The 23,438-nt window shown below is 51.3% G+C and carries 27 protein-coding genes; 20 read left to right on the forward strand and 7 right to left on the reverse strand.

Going from position 1 to position 23,438, the window contains the following annotated elements:
- Positions 1–6: 6 nt before the first annotated feature.
- Complete coding sequence (locus tag A9165_RS07530; protein WP_008606870.1) at positions 7–984, reverse strand: calcium/sodium antiporter; 978 nt, start codon at positions 982–984, stop codon at positions 7–9.
- A 276-nt stretch (positions 985–1,260) separates the two neighbouring features.
- On the opposite strand from A9165_RS07530, the gene mlaF reads away from it, so the two are divergent.
- Genes mlaF through murA form a run of 7 tightly spaced genes read left to right on the forward strand, consistent with a single transcriptional unit; the run spans position 1,261 to position 5,808 of the window.
- Positions 1,261–2,067, forward strand: a complete 807-nt coding sequence (gene mlaF / locus A9165_RS07535; protein ID WP_008606871.1) for a phospholipid ABC transporter ATP-binding protein MlaF — start codon at positions 1,261–1,263, stop codon at positions 2,065–2,067.
- The gene (mlaE, locus tag A9165_RS07540) at positions 2,064–2,846 is read left to right on the forward strand and encodes a lipid asymmetry maintenance ABC transporter permease subunit MlaE (protein ID WP_008606872.1); all 783 of its coding nucleotides are present in this window, start codon (positions 2,064–2,066) and stop codon (positions 2,844–2,846) included. The genes mlaF and mlaE overlap by 4 nt, the downstream gene beginning before the upstream one ends.
- A 3-nt stretch (positions 2,847–2,849) precedes the next feature.
- The gene (mlaD, locus tag A9165_RS07545) at positions 2,850–3,314 is read left to right on the forward strand and encodes an outer membrane lipid asymmetry maintenance protein MlaD (protein ID WP_008606873.1); all 465 of its coding nucleotides are present in this window, start codon (positions 2,850–2,852) and stop codon (positions 3,312–3,314) included.
- Positions 3,314–3,979 carry a phospholipid-binding protein MlaC gene (locus tag A9165_RS07550; RefSeq protein WP_008606875.1) on the forward strand — a complete coding sequence of 222 codons (666 nt, stop codon included), beginning with the start codon at positions 3,314–3,316 and terminating at the stop codon, positions 3,977–3,979. The genes mlaD and A9165_RS07550 overlap by 1 nt, the downstream gene beginning before the upstream one ends.
- A 3-nt stretch (positions 3,980–3,982) precedes the next feature.
- Positions 3,983–4,276, forward strand: a complete 294-nt coding sequence (locus A9165_RS07555) for a lipid asymmetry maintenance protein MlaB (RefSeq protein ID WP_008606876.1) — start codon at positions 3,983–3,985, stop codon at positions 4,274–4,276.
- A gap of 9 nt (positions 4,277–4,285) precedes the next feature.
- A complete protein-coding gene (locus A9165_RS07560; protein ID WP_008606877.1) occupies positions 4,286–4,543 on the forward strand; it encodes a BolA family protein in 258 nt (85 codons plus the stop codon).
- A gap of 8 nt (positions 4,544–4,551) precedes the next feature.
- On the forward strand, positions 4,552–5,808 hold the full coding sequence (gene murA, locus A9165_RS07565) for a UDP-N-acetylglucosamine 1-carboxyvinyltransferase (protein WP_065955448.1): 1,257 nt from the start codon (positions 4,552–4,554) through the stop codon (positions 5,806–5,808).
- Positions 5,809–5,930: 122 nt separating this feature from the next.
- On the opposite strand, the gene A9165_RS07570 is transcribed toward murA, so the two are convergent.
- The 3 genes from A9165_RS07570 to A9165_RS07580 form a co-directional block, all read right to left on the reverse strand.
- Complete coding sequence (locus A9165_RS07570) at positions 5,931–7,016, reverse strand: trypsin-like peptidase domain-containing protein (protein ID WP_065955449.1); 1,086 nt, start codon at positions 7,014–7,016, stop codon at positions 5,931–5,933.
- Between the two features lie 91 nt (positions 7,017–7,107).
- Positions 7,108–8,469 carry a DegQ family serine endoprotease gene (locus tag A9165_RS07575; protein WP_008950146.1) on the reverse strand — a complete coding sequence of 454 codons (1,362 nt, stop codon included), beginning with the start codon at positions 8,467–8,469 and terminating at the stop codon, positions 7,108–7,110.
- Positions 8,470–8,567: 98 nt separating this feature from the next.
- Entirely contained in the window at positions 8,568–9,008 is a 441-nt protein-coding gene (locus A9165_RS07580) for a YhcB family protein (RefSeq protein WP_008606883.1), read from the reverse strand.
- Between the two features lie 122 nt (positions 9,009–9,130).
- On the opposite strand from A9165_RS07580, the gene zapE reads away from it, so the two are divergent.
- From zapE to A9165_RS07620, 8 genes are all read left to right on the forward strand, one after another.
- Entirely contained in the window at positions 9,131–10,222 is a 1,092-nt protein-coding gene (gene zapE / locus A9165_RS07585; protein ID WP_065955450.1) for a cell division protein ZapE, read from the forward strand.
- Between the two features lie 189 nt (positions 10,223–10,411).
- Complete coding sequence (gene rplM / locus A9165_RS07590) at positions 10,412–10,840, forward strand: 50S ribosomal protein L13 (protein WP_008606885.1); 429 nt, start codon at positions 10,412–10,414, stop codon at positions 10,838–10,840.
- 12 nt (positions 10,841–10,852) lie between these two features.
- Complete coding sequence (gene rpsI, locus A9165_RS07595; protein WP_008606886.1) at positions 10,853–11,245, forward strand: 30S ribosomal protein S9; 393 nt, start codon at positions 10,853–10,855, stop codon at positions 11,243–11,245.
- A 240-nt stretch (positions 11,246–11,485) separates the two neighbouring features.
- On the forward strand, positions 11,486–12,076 hold the full coding sequence (petA, locus tag A9165_RS07600; RefSeq protein ID WP_065955451.1) for a ubiquinol-cytochrome c reductase iron-sulfur subunit: 591 nt from the start codon (positions 11,486–11,488) through the stop codon (positions 12,074–12,076).
- The gene (locus A9165_RS07605) at positions 12,076–13,350 is read left to right on the forward strand and encodes a cytochrome bc complex cytochrome b subunit (protein ID WP_008606889.1); all 1,275 of its coding nucleotides are present in this window, start codon (positions 12,076–12,078) and stop codon (positions 13,348–13,350) included. The genes petA and A9165_RS07605 overlap by 1 nt, the downstream gene beginning before the upstream one ends.
- Positions 13,351–13,352: 2 nt before the next feature.
- Positions 13,353–14,087: a cytochrome c1 gene (locus A9165_RS07610; protein WP_065955466.1), complete on the forward strand. Its 735-nt coding sequence runs from the start codon at positions 13,353–13,355 to the stop codon at positions 14,085–14,087.
- Between the two features lie 73 nt (positions 14,088–14,160).
- Positions 14,161–14,799: a stringent starvation protein SspA gene (gene sspA, locus A9165_RS07615; protein WP_008606891.1), complete on the forward strand. Its 639-nt coding sequence runs from the start codon at positions 14,161–14,163 to the stop codon at positions 14,797–14,799.
- Positions 14,800–14,807: 8 nt separating this feature from the next.
- Positions 14,808–15,221 (forward strand): ClpXP protease specificity-enhancing factor, encoded by a 414-nt coding sequence (locus tag A9165_RS07620; RefSeq protein WP_039924974.1) that lies wholly within the window; start codon positions 14,808–14,810, stop codon positions 15,219–15,221.
- A 116-nt stretch (positions 15,222–15,337) separates the two neighbouring features.
- Here the strand turns inward: A9165_RS07620 and ilvY are convergent, their stop codons facing one another.
- Positions 15,338–16,219 carry an HTH-type transcriptional activator IlvY gene (ilvY, locus tag A9165_RS07625; protein ID WP_065955452.1) on the reverse strand — a complete coding sequence of 294 codons (882 nt, stop codon included), beginning with the start codon at positions 16,217–16,219 and terminating at the stop codon, positions 15,338–15,340.
- Between the two features lie 154 nt (positions 16,220–16,373).
- Between ilvY and ilvC the strand changes: the two genes are divergently transcribed.
- Together ilvC and A9165_RS07635 are read left to right on the forward strand one after the other, a co-directional pair.
- Positions 16,374–17,855: a ketol-acid reductoisomerase gene (ilvC, locus tag A9165_RS07630; protein ID WP_065955467.1), complete on the forward strand. Its 1,482-nt coding sequence runs from the start codon at positions 16,374–16,376 to the stop codon at positions 17,853–17,855.
- A gap of 174 nt (positions 17,856–18,029) precedes the next feature.
- On the forward strand, positions 18,030–18,458 hold the full coding sequence (locus tag A9165_RS07635; protein WP_065955453.1) for a methylglyoxal synthase: 429 nt from the start codon (positions 18,030–18,032) through the stop codon (positions 18,456–18,458).
- A gap of 4 nt (positions 18,459–18,462) precedes the next feature.
- Here A9165_RS07635 and A9165_RS07640 read toward each other — a convergent pair whose 3' ends face one another.
- The gene (locus A9165_RS07640; protein WP_065955468.1) at positions 18,463–18,660 is read right to left on the reverse strand and encodes a DUF2892 domain-containing protein; all 198 of its coding nucleotides are present in this window, start codon (positions 18,658–18,660) and stop codon (positions 18,463–18,465) included.
- Between the two features lie 163 nt (positions 18,661–18,823).
- Here A9165_RS07640 and A9165_RS07645 point away from each other — a divergent pair, with 163 nt between their 5' ends.
- From A9165_RS07645 to A9165_RS07655, 3 genes are read left to right on the forward strand one after another with little or no spacing between them, the layout of a single operon-like run.
- Positions 18,824–19,846 (forward strand): Fe(3+) ABC transporter substrate-binding protein, encoded by a 1,023-nt coding sequence (locus A9165_RS07645; protein WP_065955454.1) that lies wholly within the window; start codon positions 18,824–18,826, stop codon positions 19,844–19,846.
- Positions 19,847–19,879: 33 nt separating this feature from the next.
- Positions 19,880–21,523 carry an iron ABC transporter permease gene (locus tag A9165_RS07650; protein WP_065955455.1) on the forward strand — a complete coding sequence of 548 codons (1,644 nt, stop codon included), beginning with the start codon at positions 19,880–19,882 and terminating at the stop codon, positions 21,521–21,523.
- Complete coding sequence (locus A9165_RS07655; RefSeq protein WP_065955456.1) at positions 21,523–22,584, forward strand: ABC transporter ATP-binding protein; 1,062 nt, start codon at positions 21,523–21,525, stop codon at positions 22,582–22,584. Before A9165_RS07650 ends, A9165_RS07655 begins: the two co-directional genes overlap by 1 nt.
- Here A9165_RS07655 and A9165_RS07660 read toward each other — a convergent pair.
- Positions 22,581–23,348 carry an ABC transporter substrate-binding protein gene (locus tag A9165_RS07660; protein ID WP_065955457.1) on the reverse strand — a complete coding sequence of 256 codons (768 nt, stop codon included), beginning with the start codon at positions 23,346–23,348 and terminating at the stop codon, positions 22,581–22,583. The genes A9165_RS07655 and A9165_RS07660 overlap by 4 nt on opposite strands.
- Positions 23,349–23,438 lie beyond the last annotated feature (90 nt).

The raw sequence follows: 23,438 nt of genomic DNA on the forward strand, positions 1-23,438 counted from the left end.
CCTGTCTTACGCAAGTTGAGTAAATAATAAATATTGATAACCGACAAAGCCGCTTAGCAATAAACCACCTTCCAGCCGGTTAATCCGTTGCTGGCGCCCAAGCCGCAGTGACATCAGCAACATCAGCAGGGTGGCAGCAATCATCACATAGCTATCACGGGTCCCTGCGTTAATATCCAGGCTGCCCGGGCCAATCACGGCGCCTAAGCCCAGCACCGCTAAAATATTAAAGATATTGGAGCCGATAATATTACCCAGCGCTAAATCATCTTCACCTTTTAAAATACCGATCACACTGGCTGCCAGTTCTGGCAGGCTGGTGCCGATGGCAATAATGGTTAAACCAATCACCAGATCGCTTAAGCCAGCATAGCGGGCAATAGTGACTGCACCATGAACCAGCAGTTGCGAACTGGCCAACAGCAATACTAAACCGGCGACGATCCAGAAAATGGCTTTAACGTTGGAGGTCGGTTCCGGCAATTCCGCTTCAATTTCGGCAATTAACGGATCGTCTGGTGTGGCATGTTTACCCCAATACACCAGTGTGGCGATAAAACCAACAAAGCACCCCAGTAATATCAAGCCTTCAGCCCGCGTTAAGTTATGGTCTGATATTAAGTAAAAGCCCAGAAAGGTAAATAGCAGCAGCATTGGAAATTCGCGCTTCAGGGTAAGAGAGGCGACAGCGATCGGTTTTAGTAAGGCTGCTACGCCAATCACCAGCAGGATATTGGTGATGTTTGAACCCAGGGCGTTGCCGACCGAGGTATCTAACCGGCCCTGGGCGGCAGCAGTGGCGGACACCAACATTTCCGGGGCGGATGAACCCATGGCAACGATGGTTAAGCCGATAATCATTGGCGAGATACCGCTATTACGGGCAATTGAAGAAGCACCATAGACAAAACGGTCGGCGCTCCAAATCAACAAGACCAGGCCGACGATAACAAAGATGATGGCTAACGACAAAGGTGATATCATAGTGTCCGGTTTTAGGAGTAAACAACGAGCAGGTATTTTCCCGCTTCTTGTCAACAAATGCAAAAAAACCTCGGCTTTAGTGCAGTCAGGTACGGCTTTTCGAATTTGCGCATACTTTGTTACGAATTTTTGTAACCACTCCGCAGGTGATTCCGTTTACAATAATACAACCTTGACGTCTGGCAATGATTGCAAACATACAAATATGTATGTAAACATGCCAGTCTGACACTTAAGTTAGCCGTAGCCGGTATCGCGGTTAATTCATGGAGAACGATGTTGTCTGAGATACTAATAGATATTCAGGGGCTAAGCTTTTCGCGCGGTGATCGTCCGATCTACCGGGCCATGAATATGCAGGTGCAGCGTGGTAAGGTCACGGCCATTATGGGGCCAAGTGGCATTGGCAAAACCACACTGCTCAAGCTGATTGGCGGCCAGCTCAAACCTGACAGTGGTAAAATTCTGTTTGAAGGCCGGGATATCCCACGCCTGTCACGCAGCGAGCTGTATCAGGCGCGGAAAAAAATGAGCATGCTGTTTCAAAGCGGTGCCTTGTTTACCGAAATGACCGTTTTTGACAACGTAGCCTTTCCGCTGCGCGAACATACCAAGCTACCGGAGTCGCTGATCCGCCGCATTGTGCTGATGAAGCTGGAAGCTGTTGGCTTACGTGGTGCCCGTGATTTGATGCCAGCTGAATTGTCCGGTGGTATGGCCCGCCGTGCGGCGCTGGCCAGGGCCATAGCACTTGATCCTGAGCTGATTATGTACGATGAGCCCTTTGCCGGGCAGGATCCGATTTCGATGGGCGTGATTGTCCGTCTGATCCGTGAGCTGAATAATGCACTGGGTCTGACCTCAGTAGTGGTATCGCACGATGTGACTGAAGTGATGAGTATCGCTGATTATGTCTATGTGGTGGCGGATAAAACGGTGATTGGCGAGGGCACTCCGGAACAACTACGTAATGATCCTTCGCCGCTGGTGCAACAGTTCCTGCGCGGCGAAGCAGATGGTCCGGTACCTTTCCACTTTAAAGCCGCGGCCTATCAGGATGAATTAATGGAGCTGACAAGGTGATTGCTGACAGATTACAACGAATAGGTCATAGCACCATCAGCACAGTTGCCGGTTTTGGCCGCGCCGGCTTGATGTTGTTTGGTGCCTTACTGGGTAAGCCAGACTTCCGCAAGGGCTTTCCGCTACTGGTGAAACAACTCTATGTGATAGGGGTTCTTTCACTGCTGATTATTCTGGTATCAGGCCTCTTTATCGGTATGGTACTGGCACTGCAGGGGTACAACGTACTGGTGAAGTTTGGCGCTGAGGGCATGCTTGGGCCTTTGGTTTCGCTCAGTTTACTGCGTGAACTCGGCCCGGTGGTGACAGCCTTGTTGTTTGCCGGTCGGGCGGGTAGTGCTTTAACGGCCGAGATCGGCCTGATGAAGGCGACGGAACAGCTGTCCAGTATGGAAATGATGGCTGTCGATCCTTTACGCCGTATTATCGCCCCAAGGTTCTGGGCCGGTGTGATCTGTATGCCATTGTTAGCATTAATTTTTAATGCTGTTGGTATCTTAGGTGGCCACCTGGTAGGTGTGGAATGGTTAGGTGTTGATGCCGGTAGCTACTGGTCAGCGATGCAGGCTAATGTCGATTTGTATCAGGATGTGATGAATGGTGTCATTAAAAGTCTGGTGTTTGCGCTGGTGGTGATCTGGATTGCCCTGCACAAAGGCTATGATGCTGTGCCAACCTCTGAGGGGATCAGCCGGGCGACGACTGAGACGGTAGTGACGGCGTCGCTGGCTGTTTTGGGTTTTGATTTCATATTAACTGCAGTAATGTTTGGTGGATAAAAGATGACCACACGTAAAATGGAAATACTGGTAGGTGGCTTTATTGTGCTGGCGTTTGCCGCCTTTGTGATGTTGGCGTTACGGGTAGCGGATACCGGCTTTGGCGGTAATTCGCAAACCTATACCCTGTTCGCTAAATTCGACAACATAGGTGGTCTGAAAGTGCGGTCACCGGTCAAAGTCGGTGGCGTCATCGTAGGTCGTGTCAGCTCGATCGAGCTGGATCGGGTCACTTACACGCCGGTGGTTCGCCTGGCGATTAATACCGAATACAGCAACTTTCCGGAAACCAGCTCGGTTGCCATCCTGACTTCAGGTCTGTTAGGTGAGCAGTATATTGGCTTGATACCGGGCTTTGTCGACGATACGGTCGAGATGCTGGCAGATGGCGACATGATTGAAGACACCCGTTCTGCCATCGTGCTGGAAGAGTTAATTGGTCAGTTTTTATTTAACCGGGGGAACTAATGAACGCCTTACTGAAAAATCTTACAGCCCTGCTTGCGGTTACCACGCTCTGGTTAGCGCCGGCGCAGGCAACGGAAACCTTTAGCGATCCGAACAAACTGATTGAAGTGGTTGCCGATAAAACCTTTAGTCGGATCAAGGCTGATCAGCCACTGATCCAGCAGGATTTAGAGCATCTGCGCACTATCGTGATTGAAGAGCTGCTGCCCTATGTCGATAGCCGCTATGCCGCTGCCACTATTGTCGGCCGCAGCGTAGATATCCGTGCCAATCAAGAAGCCTTTAATGAGTTTGTCAGTGCTTTTGAGCAGTATATGATTGGATCTTATGCTGGTGCTTTAACTTACTATAAAGAGCAGAAGGTGATGATTGAGCCATCACGCGCCATTGGCAATAACCTGATCACCACAGTGCGTACCCGGGTCATTGATCCGGGCAAGCCGGATATCGTGATTGATTTTAAATTACGCCGGCCGCGTAATGCGGAAACCTGGCTGGTGATCGATATGATTGCCGAAGGTATCTCATTACTGGATAGCAAGCGTGCTGAGTTAAGTAATTTAATCCGCCAGCAAGGCTTGGAGCGGGTAACCGTGATGTTGCGCGAAAAAGCCAAAGATCCGGTGAAGATCCCGGAAGCTGAGCCAGCTGGTACGGCGGAGTAAATTGTGGCACTAACCATTACCCAGCAGGGGCAGGTTCTCGTTTTTCGCGGTGAGCTGGATCGGGAAACCCTGCTCGACTATTTGCCTTTTACGCTGTTAAAAAGCTTATCAGGGCAGGTTGTTTTTGATTTCTCCGCCCTAACCAATGTAGACTCAGCCGGGTTAGCCTGGCTGATCGAACAGCTGGCGCTGGCACAACAGCGGGATCTGCAGTTGCAGATCCGCCAGGCTCCGGCACAACTTCTGTCATTGGCACGAGTTAGCGCCGTTGCCGATCTATTGCCGATAGTCGATTAAGGTGCTCAGATGGAGTTACAACAGATTGAACAGCTGCTGCAAACCGAGCTGCAGCTGAGTGAAGTGTATGTCAAAGCAGAAGGTTCGCATTATGCAGTAACCGCCGTCGGCAGCTGTTTTGATGGGTTAAGTCGCGTTAAGCAACAGCAAATGGTCTACGCACCTTTGATGCAAGCCATTGCTGATGGCAGTATTCACGCGCTCAGTATTAAAGCCTTTACGCCAGAGCAATGGCGTAGAGAAAAGTTACTCAATCCTCCGTTCTGAGATTTTCTATGCAACAGTTTCTTGTTACCGCCAATGGCCCTCTGCAGGGAGAGGTCGTTATCTCCGGCGCTAAAAATGCCGCCCTGCCAATTTTATTTGCCAGCTTGTTGGCCGAGCAGCCAACAACGATCAGCAATGTGCCGCGCTTAAAAGATATTGAAACCACCCTGAAGCTGTTGCAACTTTTCGGTGCCAAGGTCTCACATCAGGATGATGTGGTTAGCGTTGACGCCAGTGCCATCAGCAATCAGTTTGCGCCTTACGAGCTGGTTAAAACCATGCGTGCCTCTATTCTGGCACTGGGCCCGTTACTGACGCGCTTTGGCCAGGCAGAAGTGTCCTTGCCTGGTGGCTGCGCTATCGGCGCCCGGCCGGTTAACCTGCATATCGATGGTCTGCGCAAGATGGGGGCAGAAATTACCGTTGAGAACGGCTATATCAAAGCCCGTGCCAGCCGTTTAAAGGCGGCACATATCGTAATGGATATGGTCAGCGTAACCGGTACTGAGAACCTGATGATGGCCGCCGTACTGGCAGATGGCAAAACCATTATTGAAAATGCAGCCCGTGAGCCAGAAGTCGTTGATTTGGCTGTCTATCTAAACAGTCATGGCGCAAAAATCAGTGGTGCCGGTACCGATACGCTGGTGATCGAAGGTGTCCCTGCTCTGCATGGTGGTCAGCATAAGGTACTGCCGGATCGCATTGAAACCGGCACCTTCCTGGTGGCTGCTGCCGTCACCAAAGGTGATATTATTTGCCGTAATGCCGCACCAGCCGATCTGGAAGTGGTATTGGAGAAATTGCGTGAAGCCGGCGCCGAGGTTACTACAGGTGAAGACTGGATCCGCCTGAATATGACAGGCCGCAAGCTGAATTCAGTTGATGTGAAAACGGTACCGCATCCTGGCTTTCCAACCGATATGCAGGCGCAATTTACTGTGCTGAACGTGGTTGCTGAAGGCGTGGGCATGGTCACGGAAACGATCTTTGAAAACCGCTTTATGCACGTACCTGAATTGCAACGCATGGGTGCCCGTATTCGTCTGGAGGGCAATACCGCTGTTTGTCAGCACAGCCCTTCGCTGACTGCGGCTCAGGTGATGGCAACCGATCTGCGTGCTTCTGCCAGTCTGGTCATTGCTGGTCTGGTGGCGCAGGGTACCACTGTTGTTGATCGGATCTATCATATTGATCGCGGCTACGAGCGCATCGAAGACAAGCTACAGCGGCTGGGCGCACATATCGAGCGGATTAACGCCTGATAGCGAGTTATCTGACCAACGAAAAATACCCGGTTTGAGCCGGGTATTTTTTTGGCGATGCTTTGTTTGGCACTGATGTTTGCCGCTTAGCGGCAGCGCTATATCAGCGTGCGAAAAGTAGTTTAACGACGGCGTTGTTCCCGCACTGTGGTCACGATAGTCAGGCGCTGCCCGCCACGATCGATAGTAAAGGGTAGTTCAGTATCAGGCGCAGTTTCCGCGATAAAATTCATCGCCTGGCGCATATCAGCGAATTGTTGGCCAGCAATTTCCAGAATAATATCCCCGCTTTGTAAACCTGCGACGGCGGCCGGACCGCCTGCGGCGACTTCAGTTAGCATCAAACCGTACAGTGGTTGTCCGGTAGAAAACAGACGATCACCGGCAGAGTTCACTACTGCTTCGCCAGACACGCCGAGGTAGCTGCGGGTAACCCGGCCATATTTGATCAGTTTTTCCATAATATTGCGCGCCAACTGGTAAGGCACGGCAAAAAAGATGCCCTGAATGTCCTGATTTTGTACCTGAAAAGCTGCTGCATTAATGCCAACCAGCACGCCATTACTGTTCACCAGGGCGCCCCCTGAGTTCCCTTTGTTGATGGCAGCGTCCATCCGCATAAAATCCGGATAACCGCGTGAGCTCAAACCGGTATTGCCATTCGCACTGATAATGCCCTGAGTGATGGTTTGGCCTAAATTGAGTGGGTTGCCAATGGCCAGTACCAGATCACCGACCTGGGGCTCAATCGACGGATCCTGCGGGATCACCGGCAGATTATCTGCCTGCACGTATAGCACGGCTAAATCAGAGATTTCATCCTGGCCAATTAATACTGCTTCCAGCCAGCGGCCATCCTGCAGCGCCACTTCAATATGGTCGGCGCCATAAACGACATGATAGTTGGTGAGAATATAGCCCTCAGCCGACATAATGACGCCTGAGCCCAGCTCCTGGCGTTCAATAGTTCGGGGCCGCAGCGAACGGGGATCGACGATCCGACTACGGGTATAGACATTGACGACGGCGGGGGCCGCCCTTCTTACAGCACGGCTATAGGATACCGGCGCAGTGCTTTGTTCTTCAGCCTGGGACTGGAAACTGGGCAAGCTGATACCGGCCAGGTTCGGGAAAAACCAAACCAGGATAAATGCCAGGGCCAGGCCATAGGCAATGCTTCGCAGGATAAACAGCAGGCTGGTGCGCACAGTTTCATTTCTGAACGAGAATTAATAGCGCTAGCATAGCATTAAAAGCGGGCAGACAGTAGCGCTAAGCGACTGTTGCCCGCGAAGATTTTTAGCGGATCAGGATATAGAGCAGGCTATCTCCACGCTGGATATTCAGCGCCGCCACACCGCCGTCACGTTGTTCCAGTAAACGGCGTAGCTCATTCATATTGCTAACGCGTTGCCGGTTAACGCCAACAATCAGGTCGCCCTGGCGTAAACCCACCTGCGCAGCGGCTGAATTGGCTTCAATTGCGGTAATTTCAATGCCGCGCTCGGTATTACTGAGGGTTGCCCCTCTGAGCATCGGGTGCAGCTCAGTCGCTTCAACCGTGGTGCTGGCCGCTTCTTGCAGCGTGACTTTGATATTACGCTCACGGCCATCCCGCAGTACGCCAAGCGTCACTTCCCGACCGGCACCCAGGGTAGCAATTTTGGCGCGCAACTCATCAAAACTCTGAATGCGGTTGCTGTTAATGCTGACAATCACATCGCCGGATTGCAGCCCCGCCTTGGCAGCCGCACTGTCGGGCAGAACTTCACCGACAAAGGCGCCACGGTTGACGTTCAGATTTAACGCCTTGGTCAATTCAGCTGTCACATTGGAGCCACGCACCCCGAGGCTGCCACGGCGCACTTCACCAAACTCCAGGATCTGATCAACCAGATTTTTCATCATATTACTGGGAATGGCGAAACCAATACCAATATTGCCGCCGTTGGGGCCAAGGATAGCAGTATTAATACCGATCAGCTCACCACGCAGGTTCACCAGAGCGCCGCCCGAGTTACCGCTGTTAATGGCGGCATCGGTCTGAATAAAGTCTTCAAAGGCATCACCGCGGTTCAGGCCACTGCGGCTTAGTGAACTGATGATACCGGAGGTTACGGTTTGCTCCAGTCCAAAGGGGTTACCGATGGCGATGGCAAAATCACCAACCCGCAATTGATCAGAGTCGGCCAGCGGCAGTTGCACCAGATCTTTGGCTTCAATCTGTAACAGTGCGATATCGCTTTCCGGATCGGCACCGAGTTTTTTCGCGCTAAAGGTGCGGCCGTCTTTCAGCCGTACCTGAATTTCACTGGCGTCCTGTACCACATGGTTATTGGTAACAATATAGCCTTTGGCGGCATCGATAATTACGCCGGAACCCAGGCCACGGAACGGCCGCTCTTCACGCAGTTCACCCGGACCGCGCGGCCCAAAGAAATGCCGGAATGCATCGGGTACCCGCTGCCGGACTTCGCGACTACCAGCCACTGAAATATAAACTACGGCTGGCGTTGCTTGTTCCAGCATCGGCGCCAGGGTCGGCATTTCCTGCTGATTGGCGCGATTGAGAAAGGGTAGGGCGGCATTCGCCGGCGTTACCGCAGTGAGGGTGAATGCTGCAAAAACTGCAGCGCTAAGCAAAGACAGTTTTTTATTCATCGTCTGATAGACTCCTCAAGAAAAGGTGAGACTAAGAGGCGTTTTAGATAAAAAAGTTCTGAATTAATCGCCGAAATTTATTGCTGTAAAGGACGAACTTAGTCGTCCTTACGCGGTTTTTCCTTAATCAGCCCGCTGGCCTCACCGGAGTAGTCGCGTGGTTGCTGTTCCGTTACCGAGTGCTGACGGCGACGCTCATCCAGCTGATGTAACGACTGTTTGATCTGGCGGTGGGTGTCGGCCGAAAAGAAATTAATTTCATCCCGCGGATTAACCGGTTGCTCAACCAGTTGCATCTTGGATTGCTGCACATGACGGGCGATCTTGGCGTAGTTATCCTGCAGCTGACTCATTAACTGGTGCGTGGTGTCCAGATGTTCAGACACATCCTGGCGATATTGCGCCAACTGTTTCTTACTTTCATCCAGTTCCTGTTGTAACTTGCTTTGCCCGAATTGGCGGATACTGATTAAACGGGTGGTTACGCCACCGACGATGATGCCAACAACTAACCAGACCAGAGACGTCGTTAAGTCCATGCTAACTCCTTAATTACAAAAATATGGCGTAGTCTACCCTAACTTCTTATACAAGGTGGTAAGGCATGTTAAGATTATGAACCTTAATTAGAGGTTAACCAGCAGACTTTCAAGTAAAACTTATGACGCCACTGGAAAAATATCAGCAAGATCTGAAACGTGCTGATTTTCATTATGATGCTGCGCAGGAGTTTGCGGTTAAGCAACTGCAGCGCCTGTTCGATGATTATATCAACCGCCCGCCTTACAAACCCAGTTTATGGCAGCGCTTGAGTGGTAAGGTGCAGCTACCGCAGCCATTGCTGGGCTTATATTTCTGGGGCGGTGTCGGGCGTGGTAAAACCTATCTGGTGGACACCTTCTACGAATGCCTGCCAGGCGAGCGCAAGCTGCGCGTGCATTTCCACCGTTTTATGCACCGGGTGCATGAAGAGCTAAAACAGCTGAAAGGCGTCAGTGATCCGCTGGAAAAAGTGGCCGATCGCTTTAAGGCGCAAACCGATATTATCTGTTTTGATGAGTTCTTTGTCTCTGATATTACCGATGCGATGATCCTGGGTACGCTAATGCAGGCACTGTTCGCCCGGGGTATCACGCTGGTAGCAACCTCAAATATTGAACCCGATGGCCTGTATCGCAATGGCCTGCAGCGGGCGCGCTTTCTGCCGGCAATTGAACTGATAAAACGCTTCACCAAGGTGGTTAATGTCGACAGCGGTATTGATTATCGGCTGCGCACCCTGGAACAAGCCGAGATTTATCACTATCCACTTGACCCGCAAGCTGATACCAATCTGGAACAGTACTTTCTGGCGCTGTCAGTTGAGCCGCGGCAAAGCGCGGTCAGTATCGAAGTGGCTAACCGTAAACTGCAAACCCGGGCTGAGGCCGACGGCATTGTCTGGTTTAGTTTTTATGAGCTGTGTGAAACCGCCCGTAGTCAGTACGACTATATGGAACTAAGCAAGTTATACCATACCGTGTTGTTATCGGGCGTGCAGCCCATGGGGCAGCATAATGACGATGTGGCGCGCCGCTTTATTGCGCTGGTAGACGAGTTTTATGAGCGGCACGTTAAGTTAATTATCTCGGCCGCGGTACCGCTGGAACAGCTATATCAGGGCGGTTTACTCAGTTTTGAATTTAAACGCTGTATCAGCCGGTTACAGGAAATGCAGTCGCATGATTATCTGGCCAGCGAACATTTACCCTAAGCTAAAAAATTTCGCGTCAGACTGCTGATCTTTATTGCTGTTTAATATATAATCCGCGCCCGGCCAACGTTACAGCCTTATACTGCCGTTAGCCCGGCAGTTTTTGCATTCGAAGGGGTGCGATAACGACACTGTGCATCAGCCCTGCACTTTGTCAGGTGTAACTTTAGTTATTTTGGAATGAGTTTAATGAAAACTTTTACTGCAAAACCAGAAAGCGTAACTCGCGACTGGTACGTTGTTGATGCAAACGGTAAGACATTAGGTCGTATCGCTACTGAGATCGCTGCGCGTCTGCGTGGTAAGCATAAGCCGGAATTCACGCCGCACGTTGACACTGGTGACTACATCATCGTGGTAAACGCGGACAAAGTGGTTGTTACCGGTAACAAAGCTCAGGCGAAAATGTATTACTCGCACACTGGTTTCCCAGGCGGTATCAAAGAAATCAACTTCGAGAAGTTGATTGCTAAGAAGCCGGAAATGGTTCTGGAATCAGCTATCAAAGGCATGTTGCCTAAAGGCCCACTGGGTCGCGCTATGTTCCGTAAGTTAAAAGTTTACGCCGGCGCAGAGCATCAGCACGCTGCTCAGCAACCGCAAGTTTTAGATATTTAATCGGAGCATAACATGGCACAGAATCAATATTACGGAACTGGTCGTCGTAAAAGCTCAACGGCGCGTGTTTTCTTAAAAGCTGGTTCAGGTAACATCGTTGTTAACCAACGTGGCCTGAAAGAGTACTTCGGCCGTGAAACTGCCTGCATGGTAGTAAAGCAGCCGTTAGAACTGGTTGATATGGTAGAAAAATTTGACCTGTACATCACTGTTAAAGGCGGTGGTATTTCTGGTCAGGCCGGCGCTATCCGTCACGGTATCACCCGTGCACTGATGGAATTTGACGAGTCACTGCGTCCAGCCCTGCGTAAAGCTGGCTTCGTTACCCGTGACGCCCGTCAGGTTGAGCGTAAGAAAGTGGGTCTGCGTAAAGCACGTAAACGTCCACAGTACTCAAAACGTTAATTTCGTTTTGTACAGAAAACCCGGTGTTACCGGGTTTTTTTTTGTCTGCCGGTTAGCAACCGTGATGAGCTGGCACTGCGACTTTACAATCAGACTAAGATATTAGGTGTTCAGCGCGCCTTAATCCTTGTGCAACGCAAGGCTTTTCATTATGATCGGCAATATTTTGTAATTATAATAATGCTGAATTTCAGCCGCTTAATTTTTAATCGTTAAGCGTTTCAATGTGGAGATGAGTGGATGAGCAATGCGCCTGTAGATCATGGTCGCCGCCGCTTCCTGACCATTGCAACCTCTGTTGTGGGGGGCGTTGGTGCCATAGGAGCTGCTGTGCCCTTTATTGCGTCCTGGAATCCGAGTGAACGGGCTAAACAAGCCGGTGCGGCGGTAAGTGCCGACATCAGTAAACTCGAAGATGGGCAACTAATCCGCGTAGAGTGGCGTGGTCGCCCGGTGTGGATCGTAAAGCGTACCGAAGAAATGCTGGCCCAACTGGCCGATACCGAGAACCGCTTACGGGATCCTGGTTCCAAGGACCCGCAACAGCCTGCTTATGCCCAGAACCGTCATCGTTCCATCAAGCCGGAAATCTTTGTTGCCGTCGGGATCTGTACTCACCTGGGCTGTTCACCAACCTATCTGCCAAGTGACTTCGCAGCACAGGTTGAAGGCATCCGCTCTGGTTTCTTCTGTCCTTGCCACGGTTCCCGCTTTGACATGGCCGGCCGGGTATTCCAGAACGTACCAGCACCAACCAACCTGATGATTCCTCCGTATATGTTTATTGATGACAACACCGTACTGATCGGTGAAGACGAGGGGGCAGCCTGATGTTTAAAAATATTATGAGCTGGATTGAGTACCGCTTACCCTTTATGGATAAGATGAACCTGCATGTGATGCAGTATCCGGCACCAAAAAACTTTAACTTCTGGTACTTTTTCGGCTCGCTGGCGATGCTGGTGCTGGTAAACCAGATCGTCACCGGTATCTGGCTGACCATGAACTATGAGCCATCAGCCGAAGGTGCTTTTGCCTCTATCGAATACATCATGCGTGATGTCGAGTACGGCTGGTTACTGCGTTATATGCATTCTACCGGTGCCTCTGCCTTCTTCGTCGTGGTCTACCTGCATATGCTGCGCGGTATGATGTACGGCTCTTACCAGAAGCCACGCGAACTGCTGTGGATCTTCGGTATGCTGATCTTCTTAGTCCTGATGGCGGAAGCTTTCATGGGTTATATGCTGCCATGGGGCCAGATGTCGTTCTGGGGTGCGCAGGTAATTATCTCGATCTTCGGTGTTATTCCGTTTATTGGCGATGATTTAACGCTGTGGATCCGCGGTGACTATGTTATCTCTGGTGCCACCTTAAACCGTTTCTTTGCGCTGCATGTTATTGCCTTACCACTGGTGCTGGTGATCCTGGTGTTCCTGCACATTATGGCCCTGCATGAAGTGGGTTCGAACAACCCGGACGGTATCGATATCAAACGCGATAACGATGGTTCTGTTGAACTGACCGAAGCCGACAAGAAGTTTACTTTCCACCAGTATTTCACCAAAGGTGGCAAGAAAGTGATTGTCGATGCGATTCCATTCCACCCGTACTACACGGTAAAAGACTTAGTGGGTGTTGCCGGCTTCCTGTTAGCCTTTGCTTTTGTGATCTTCTTTGTGCCTGAGGGCGGTGGTTTCTTCCTGGAGCCGCCAAACTTTGAAGTGGCTAACCCAATGAAGACGCCTGAGCATATTGCACCAGTTTGGTATTTCACGCCATTCTATGCCATCTTACGTGCTATTCCGGATCCGTTACTAGGCGCTATCGCGATGTTCCTGGCCATCCTGGCACTGGCGTTACTGCCGTGGATTGACCGTGGCAAGGTACGCTCTGTGCGTTACCGTTGTGAACTGCACCGCTGGAACCTGGTGATGTTCTGCATCAGCTTTGTAGCGCTGGGTATTCTGGGTGTGTTACCTGCGACACCAACTTATACCGTGTTGTCTCAGATCTTCTCATTTACCTATTTCGCGTTCTTCGGTTTGCTGTGGTTATACAGTAAAAATGAGAAAACCAAACCACTGCCAGTGAGGTTAACCTGATGATGAAAAAGTTACTTTCTGCTGTTGCATTATTAGCCTCATCGCTGGCAATGGCGGCGGGCCCGACGATTCCGCTGGACAAGGCGCCAATCGATCTACGGGATAAAGCATCATTACAAAATGGTGCCAAGTTATTCCAGAACTATTGCCTGGGTTGTCACCAGATGCAGTACCAGCGTTACTCCCGGACCTTTAAAGATCTGGGGATCCCGGAAGATCTGGGCATGGAGCATCTGATGTTTACCGGTGAAAAAGTCGGTGATCATATTACTAATGCGATGCCAGCGGACTATGCTGAAAATTCCTTCGGCGTGTTACCACCGGATCTGACTAACGTTGCCCGGGTGCGGGGTGCTGATTGGTTATATACTTATCTGCGCACCTTCTATGTTGATGACAGCCGCCCGTTTGGCGTTAACAACAAGGTATTCCCGTTGGTAGGTATGCCGCATGTGCTGCAAGAGTTGCAAGGCGTACCTTATCAGGCTTATGAAACCCGCCTGGTGGATGGTCAGCCGAAAGAAATCTACGTTGGTATCCGTACTGACGGCAGCGGTGAGCTGAGCCCGGAAGAGTATGATCGTGCAGTGGCCGATTTGGTGAACTATATGGTTTACACTGGCGAGCCAACCAAACTGGAAGCCCGCTCTTTGGGGATCAAGGTGATGATCTTCTTATTGATCTTCTTCGTGCTGGCTTACCTGCTGAAGAAAGAATATTGGAAAGATGTTCACTAAGCATTTGTTTTTAAAATAGTTACTATCGGGGGCCTTGTGCCCCCTTGCCGTTTTAACTGTACCGGAGGAATAGATGGCGATCATTGCCAATAAACGCCCTGTGATGACATTATTTTCAGCTGTTGATGATATGTGTAGTCATCAGGTCCGCATAGTGCTAGCGGAAAAAGGCGTAACGGTTGATATTCTCCAGGTAACGCCGGACAACGTGCCGGAAGATCTTTACGAAGTTAACCCCTATGGCAGCTTGCCAACCTTACTGGATCGCGAGCTGGCGCTGTATCAGGCAGATATCATTATGGAGTACCTGGACGAGCGCTTCCCGCATCCGCCACTGATGCCGGTTTATCCGGTTGCCCGTGGTCAGGCACGCTTAATGATGTATCGCATTAAGCATGACTGGTACAGCCTGGCAGAGAAAATTCTGCAGGGTGATGACGAAGCGGCCATTGCGCGTCAGGAGTTAAAAGAAGGACTGCTGTCGATTGCACCGCTGTTTAGTGAAGCGCCGTTTTTTATGAGTGAAGAGTTTGGCCTGGTTGACTGTTATATGGCTGTGTTGCTGTGGCGCTTACCTTTACTGGGTATTGAGTTAAACGGCAGCGGTAGCAAACAACTGAAAACCTATATGAACCGCATTTTTGAACGCGATGCGTTTCAGGCCTCGTTAACAGAAGCTGAGCGCGAAATTCGTAAGGGGATGCCGCTCTGATGCAAAAGATGACGGCCAACCGGCCCTATTTATTGCGCGCCTTTTACGACTGGATAGTCGATAACAAGTGCACGCCTTATCTGGTGGTCGATGCAACCTATCCGGCGGTCAAGGTGCCGCAGCAATTTGTGCAAAATGGTCAGATCGTGCTGAATATTCTGCCTTCTGCCATTGGTAATCTGCAGCTGGGCAATGAGTTAATCACCTTTAATGCCCGCTTTAGTGGTCAGCCTTTTGCGCTGTCGATTCCGGTAAAAGCCGTACTGGCTATCTATGCCCGTGAAAACGGTGCCGGCACTGTCTTTACGTTAGAGGAAGACGAAGAGGATGATCAGGATTTTGTTTCTGATGCTACGCCGGATGACTTGCCGCCAGAGCCGCCTAAGCCAGGGCGCGGCAGCCACCTGAAAGTTGTGAAGTAATATAAGTCAATAAAGCCGGGTTTCCCGGCTTTATGCATCTTATCCTGTTAGGTATTTCCAATCTTGTTTTAGCTGCTGCAAAGTTGGCGCGATGCCGGTGTGATCAACATTGGCTGTCAGCTTTTTTGCGCCAGCTGCCAAAAGCTTTTGATCAGCGGTTCCTGCTGCCGCTTTGCCAGCATACAGATCCCCAGGTCAAACGGCTGAAACGGATACTGATGTTCCAACAGCCGCACCCGCTCTTTTACCGGGCTATGCTGCAATACCGGATCCGGCACTATGCTGACACCACTACCTAATGCCACCATCGACACCAGAGCTTCGTGGCCATCAACCTTGGCCACCACAGCCGGGTTAATATTGCAGTCTTTCAGCCAACGGTCAAAACGACTGCGCGCTGGACCATGCTCGGGCAGGATCAGCGGTATCTCATTCCAGTTTACCTCTGCACCGGCCAGTAAATCATTAACCCGGCACGGGATCACCGGGGCAATCAAGCGTACCGGCAGGCTGGCAATGCTTTGAAAGTACATGGTAGTTGGCAGCTGCTCCGGGCGGGCGGCGATAGCAACATCGGCTTCATCCTGCTTAATGCGGTCAATAGCCTGCGCCGCATCACCGGTACTCAGCTGAATTTCTGCCTTTGGGCAGTGTAGGCGAAATTTATCCAGCAGCGCCGGCAGATGGCTATAGCTGGCGGTAACGGTACAGTAAATCCTTAAGGTACCGCTAAGCTCGCTGCTGGCTAGCTGTAAATCCAGTTGCAGCTGATGCCATTCATCCAGCCACAGCCTTACAAAGCGTTGAAAGCGGCTGCCGGCCGTGGTCAGTTTCACCGTTCTGTTATCGCGTTCAAATAAGCTGCTGCCAAGCTCTTCTTCCAGCCGTTGGATCACCCGGGTCAGGGTGGAGGGGCTAACAAACATCTGCTCGCTGGTGCGGGCATAATTCAGGCTGCTGGCTAGATGTAAAAACAGTTGTGCGCTACGAATATCCATCTTTATTGCAGAATGTGAAATACAGTATTGAAAATATATCACTTCACGCAATAAAAGTCGCGTTATAGACTGATTTCATCAAAGCAGCGCATCCCTGATGAAAAACCCGCTGCTCCTGTTGGCAAAAGCCACAGCACGAATGTTGGAACTGACGATGAGCAATTACTTTAATACCTTAAATTTACGCCAGCAGTTACGCCAGTTAGGCCAGTGCCGCTTTATGGACAAAGCTGAGTTCGTTAACGGCTGCAGCTTTATCAAAGATTGGAATATTGTGATCGTCGGTTGTGGCGCGCAGGGCCTGAATCAGGGCTTGAATATGCGCGACTCAGGGTTAAACATCAGCTATGCGCTGCGTGATGAAGCCATCGCCGAAAAGCGGGCTTCGTACCAGAAAGCCAGTAGCAATGGCTTTACTGTCGGTACTTATCAGCAGTTAATTCCAGGTGCAGATCTGGTATTAAACCTGACCCCGGATAAGCAGCATAGCAGCGTAGTGGATGCCATTATGCCGCTGATGAAGCAGGGCGCGACCCTGGCTTACTCGCACGGCTTTAATATTGTCGAAGAGGGTAAGCAGATCCGGCCTGATATTACGGTGATTATGGTGGCACCTAAGTGTCCGGGCACCGAAGTACGGGAAGAATATAAGCGCGGCTTCGGCGTACCGACCTTAATAGCAGTGCATCCGGAGAACGATCCTAAAGGTCAGGGGCTGGAAATTGCCAAAGCCTATGCTTCCGCGACCGGCGGTGATCGGGCCGGGGTATTGGAGTCGTCCTTTGTTGCCGAAGTAAAATCCGATTTGATGGGCGAGCAGACCATTCTGTGTGGCATGCTGCAAACCGGCGCGATTCTGGCCTTTGACAAGATGGTTGCCGATGGGATGGAAGCCGGTTATGCCGCCAAACTGATTCAGTATGGCTGGGAAACCGTAACCGAAGCCTTAAAGCATGGCGGCATCACCAATATGATGGACCGGCTGAGCAATCCGGCCAAGATTAAAGCCTATGATCTGGCAGAAGAGTTAAAAGGCACCTTACGTCCGCTGTTTGAAAAACATATGGACGACATTATCAGTGGCGAGTTCTCCCGCACTATGATGGCAGACTGGGCTAATGATGATAAAAACCTGCTGACCTGGCGTGAGCAAACCCGTGACTCGGGCTTTGAAAAGGCGCCGGTATCCAGCGAGCAGATCAGCGAACAAGAATACTTTGACCGCGGCATCCTGTTAGTGGCCATGGTAAAAGCCGGCGTCGAGCTGGCCTTTGAAACCATGGTCGATGCCGGCATTATCGAAGAGTCGGCTTACTATGAGTCGCTGCACGAAACGCCATTAATTGCCAATACCATCGCCCGTAAGCGTTTGTATGAAATGAACGTGGTGATTTCGGATACGGCGGAGTACGGTAACTACTTGTTTGCCCATGCTGCAGTACCTTTACTGCGCGATAAGGTAAATAGTTTAAGCAGTGAATATATCGGTAAGGGCTTAAGCAGCAGTCAGAATGGTGTTGATAACCTGAAGCTGATTGCCGTCAATGAAGCTATCCGCCAGCACCCGGTGGAAGTGGTAGGTAAAAAATTACGCGGCTATATGACAGCAATGAAACGCATTGTCGAGGCGAATTAAGCCAGCGCGCAAAGAATGATGTGGTTACAGGTCGTCAGGCCAGACACAGTGTGCCGCCTGACACCTGACCAATAATGATGTTATACGTGGACCTTGGTTGTTTTGCCCCGCTTGTCGGGGCTTTTTTTTGGGTGTAAGGTCATAAACAACAGGCAGCTAAAGGAAATTGTAGAGATGAAAACCATAGCGCTGGTCGCGCATGATGGCAAAAAAGCCGCTTTACTGGATTGGATCGACCGGCACCGGCAGTTTTTTGCCGATAAAAAACTGGTAGCAACCGGCACCACCGGCAAACTGATTAGTGAGCGCTTACAACAGCAGGTGCACTGTCTGGCCAGTGGTCCGCTCGGCGGTGACCAGCAAATCGGCGCTTTAATTGCCGAGCAACAAATCGACTGGCTGATCTTTTTCTGGGATCCGCTGTCATCTCAGCCGCACGACCCGGATGTTAAGGCGTTAATCCGGCTGGCCGTGGTCTGGAATATTCCGGTGGCCTGTAATATCGCCACCGCAGACTTTATTATCCATTCCAGTTTATACCAGCAGGACTACCAGCGTCAGATACCGGATTTTAAAGCCCATAACGACAGGTTTAGGGGGTAGGGCGTCAACCCGCCCTCGGCAGCTTACAGGTTTTAATACCAAACAGAGTATAAGCCGGGCAGAAATTAAATAACCCGGTCAGCAGCGGGATCGCGCCCAGCCAACCCCACCAGCCAATCATCCCGGTGGCAGCTGCCGCAATCAACACCACACCAACAATAATGCGTAAGACTTTATCAATACCGCCAACATTCGCTTGCATATCCAGCTCCAATTTAGACTTATCTTATTTAATGTAGCTGTAATTCACCGCTTGGGCCAGGTAAATCAGCAGAAAAGTTGCGACAGCGCAAAGTTTCTTATTGAGAATTGTTCTTGTTTATGTTTAGATGTGCGCAATCGTTATTACCTACTGCGGAGCTGTGATGAAACTGAATAAAATGCTGTTATTGGTTGCCGCTAGCCTGGCATCCTGTGCCCTACATACCAGTGCTGCTTTTGCGGCTGAAGTGAATGTTTACTCTGCCCGACAGGAAGAGTTAATAAAACCCTTACTGGACAAATTTACTGCCGAAACCGGGATTAAGGTCAATTTAATTACCGGCAATGCTGATGAGCTGATCACCCGCATCAGCAGCGAAGGTCGCAATAGTCCGGCCGATCTGCTGTTAACCACCGATGTTGGCCGGTTAGCCCGCGCTAAGCAGCAAGGCGTATTACAGGCCGTATCCTCTGACACCTTACAACAACAGATCCCGGCCAATCTGCGTGATCCGGCTGGCGTGTGGTATGGCCTGACCGTACGCGCCCGGCCAATCATGTATGTCGAAGGTAAGGTTGATCCGAAGCAGTTATCAACCATGGCTGATCTGGCCGATCCGAAGTGGAAAGGCAAGATTTGCGTGCGTTCATCCAACAATGTCTATAACCAGTCGCATATTGCCGCCATTATTGCGCATGACGGTGTAGCAAAGGCCGAAGCCTGGGCGCGTGGTCTGGTGGCGAACTTTGCCCAGCCACCGCGTGGTGGCGACCGTGATCAAATCAAGGCGGCTGCAGCCGGGGTATGTGATATTGCCTTAGCGAATACTTACTATCTGGCTGGAATGCTGGCTGATCCAGTCGAGCAGGCTGCGGCGTCTAAAGTCAAAGTGTTCTGGCCGGATCAGCAAGGCAACGGTGCTCATATCAATATTTCCGGTGCCGGTGTGGCGACTTTTTCACCAAATAAACAGAATGCGGTGAAATTGCTGGAGTATATGGTACAGCCGGCAGCACAACACTGGTATGCTGAAGCGAATCATGAATATCCAATTCGCGCTGATGTGAAAATCAGCACGCTTCTTGAAGGTTTTGGCACCTTTAAAGCAGACAATTTAGAGCTGGAGCAGTTAGGTGAACTTAATGCCGAGGCAATCCGCGTTATGGATCGTGCTGGCTGGCGGTAACACTGTACCGCCAGAGCAAGGGGGTTTAGCCCCTTGCTAAAATCACTGTTGTTTGATCGTTGGCGCTGGGCAGTATTACTGCCCGCGCTACTCTTAGCCCTGCCTGTTATTATTATCTTCGCCAGCTGGCTGGAACCGCAAACCGCAATTTGGCGGCATCTGCGCCAAACGGTGCTGGCCGACTATGTGGTGAACTCTTTGCTGCTGGCTGGTGGCACCGGTCTGGGGGCGCTGTTAATCGGTACCGGCAGCGCCTGGCTGATCAGTCAGTATCAATTTTTTGGCCGCCGCTATCTGCAATGGCTGTTGCTGCTGCCACTGGCGATGCCGGCCTATATTATCGCTTACACCTATACTGGCATGCTGGATTTTGCCGGGCCGGTACAAAGTCAGCTCCGTTCCTGGTTTGGCTGGTCTTTTGGCGATTATTGGTTTCCGGAGATCCGCTCACTCGGTGGCGCTATTCTGATGCTGGCGCTGGTACTTTATCCCTATGTTTATATGCTGGCGCGCAACGCCTTTGCTGAACAATCGGCGTCTTTACTGGAAGCCAGCCGTACGCTTGGTATGACACCGCGGCAGCATTTCTGGAGGGTGGCTTTGCCGCTGGCCCGGCCGGCCATTTTAACCGGCATGGCACTGGCGATGATGGAAGCCTTTGCCGACTATGGCACAGTGCAGTATTTTGGCGTACCAACCTTTACCACCGGTATTTTCCGCACCTGGTTTGGTATGGGCAGTGCCCAGGCGGCTGCCCAGCTAGCGGCGTTATTAACTAGCTTTGTGCTGTTTTTGCTGTTACTGGAAAAATGGTCACGCCGCAAAGTCCGCTATTATCATCAGGGCCAAAAGCACAGTGCGCCGGCGCTTAGGCGGGTTGGGCCCTTGCGGCAGCTGACGTTGTTGGCGCTATGTTTATTACCGGTGGTACTGGGCTTTATCTTACCGGCCTGGCGCTTACTCAGCTGGGCGCTGGCCAACTGGCAGCGGACCCTGAATGCCAATTTCTGGCAGCTGGTGTGGAATAGCTTTTCCCTGGCGGCGATGGCCGCGTTGTTATCGGTGCTACTTGCCTTGTTGTTCGCCTACGCCAAACGATTAAGACGCGATCCGCTGGTGCGCTTACCGGTGCAACTGGCGGCGCTGGGCTATGCGGTCCCGGGTACTGTTATCGCTATTGGCGTGATGATCCCATTGGCCTGGTTTGACCGTCATGTCGATCTGCTGGCCGAGCAATGGTTTGGCATCCGCACCGGTTTGCTGTTATCCGGCACCCTGGCGGCACTGTTGCTGGCCTACAGTGTGCGCTTTCTGGCGGTATCCTTACATGGTATTGAGGCCGGTTTGGCCCGGATCAAACCCAATATGGATAACGCCGCCCGCTCTATGGGCTATAGTCCGCTGCAGGTATTGCGTAAGGTGCATGTGCCATTATTAAAGGGCAGTGTTTTTACCGCGCTGCTGCTGGTATTTGTTGATGTGTTAAAAGAATTACCGGCCACGCTGATCTTAAGGCCCTTTAACTTTAATACTCTGGCGGTCAGGGCGCATGAACTGGCTTCTGATGAACGCCTGGCCGACGCGGCCTTACCCGCACTTGCGATAGTGCTGGTTGGCTTGTTACCGGTGATCTTACTGGCGCGCTCTACTGAGCGGCGTATGCAAGGAACAGAATAATGTTGGCATTAGAGCAGCTGGCTATCGCTTATGGCCGGCATACCGTAGTAAAAGACATTTCGTTTTCGCTGGCAGAGGGGCAGATCGGCTGTTTAGTCGGCCCTTCAGGCTGCGGCAAAACCACTATTTTGCGCGCAATTGCCGGCTTTGAAGCGCCGCAGAGCGGACAAATTCGTCTACAAGGGCAAACGGTGAGTAGTGCAAACCAGCAGCTGGCGCCCGAGCAGCGGAAAATTGGCATGGTGTTTCAGGATTTTGCGCTGTTTCCGCATTTGACCGTGGCCGACAATATCAGTTTTGGCTTACAACATCGCAGTAAGGCCGACAAGGCCGCTAAAGTAAAGCAACTGCTGCAGCTGGTTGGTTTGCCGGATCTGGGGGAGCGTTATATCCATCAGTTATCCGGTGGCCAACAACAACGGGTGGCACTGGCGCGGGCGCTGGCACCGGAGCCAAAAGTTCTGCTGCTGGATGAGCCTTTCTCCAGTCTGGATGCTGAGTTTCGTGAAGTGTTGGCGCGCGATATCCGCAAAATTTTAAAGCAGCTACAGATTACGGCGGTACTGGTGACCCATGATCAGTTTGAAGCCTTTGCCATGGCCGATATGATTGGCGTGATGCAACATGGTCAGCTGCAGCAATGGGCGACGCCGTACGAGCTTTACCATCGTCCGGCCAGCCGCTTTGTCGCCGACTTTGTTGGCCGCGGAGTAATGTTACCGGGCACTATGTTGGATCAGCAACGGGTGGAAACCTGCCTTGGCATCTTCCGTCAGCGCTATTTGCCGGATGTGCAGGCGGGCGACCAGGTTGATGTCCTGATCCGGCCGGACGATATTGTGCACGATGATGAAAGTGCGATTCAGGCCACTGTTGCCGATAAAGCCTTTCGTGGCTCACATATCCTGTATACGCTGGCGCTGACTGGTGGCGAATTGGTCTATTGTCTGGCGCTGAGCCATCATAACCATGCTATTGGTGAGCAGATTGGCATCCGTCTGGATTTAGACCATCTGGTGCTCTTTCCGCGGACCCTAAGCGCAGCAAGCGGTTTAAATTAGCGGGCTGTTGGCTCCGGTAGCAACTCTGCCAGGATCTGCTGCAGTTCACCGCTTTGCCGCAACTGTTGCAGGCCGCGGTTAAAACGCAGCTGTAGCTCAGCACTTCCCGCTTTTTGGCGTGGGAATGCCAAATGCATAGGTTTTTCCTCTAAAGGTTCAGTGACCCAGTTAATCCGCACTTGCTGTAGTGGCTCGGGCAGTTGTCGCAACAGGTACAGGCCGTTTTGTAAGTCGGCCGGTATCAAGTCGACCCGCTTTAACGCCAGCATCCGGAACACCTGATCATCGGTTGCGACACTCACCTTCTGTAGCGGACTATTGAGCAGCAGCGGGCTTTGCGCATAGCCAGTGACCATCCCCAGCGTGCTGTCACTTTGTAATACGCTGTTCAGATCATCTGTCAGTTGTAGCTCACCGGCCCTTTTAAATAATACGATCTGATTGGCGTAGATGGCATCCGAATACAACAATTGCTGTTCCCGCTCTGCCGTATGCCAGATCGCCAGAATGCCATCGTAAAAGCCTTGCTGCGTATCATAAAGTGCCCGGGCAAAAGGCATAAAGGCAATCTCAATATCAATGCCTTCGTAGGCAAAGGCGCGGCGGACAATTTCGGATACAGCGCCTTGTCGCGGCAACTCAGTACCGTAATGCGGTACATAATCACTGCTGGCCAGTACAATACGCTGCTTATCCTGGGCCGGTAATGCCGTGGCCAACAGGCAAAGCAAAGATAACAAAGCAAGTTTCCACGAAAACGCCATAAATGCCTGAGTTAAAGCGGGTAGGGAAGTTAAGCTTAGCAGAGCAAATGCGAAAAATAAAAAAAGGTGCGCTAAGCCAAGCCGCACCTC

The organism is Alishewanella sp. HH-ZS (assembly GCF_001704375.1).
In the GTDB taxonomy this organism is placed as follows: Bacteria; Pseudomonadota; Gammaproteobacteria; order Enterobacterales; family Alteromonadaceae; genus Alishewanella; species Alishewanella aestuarii.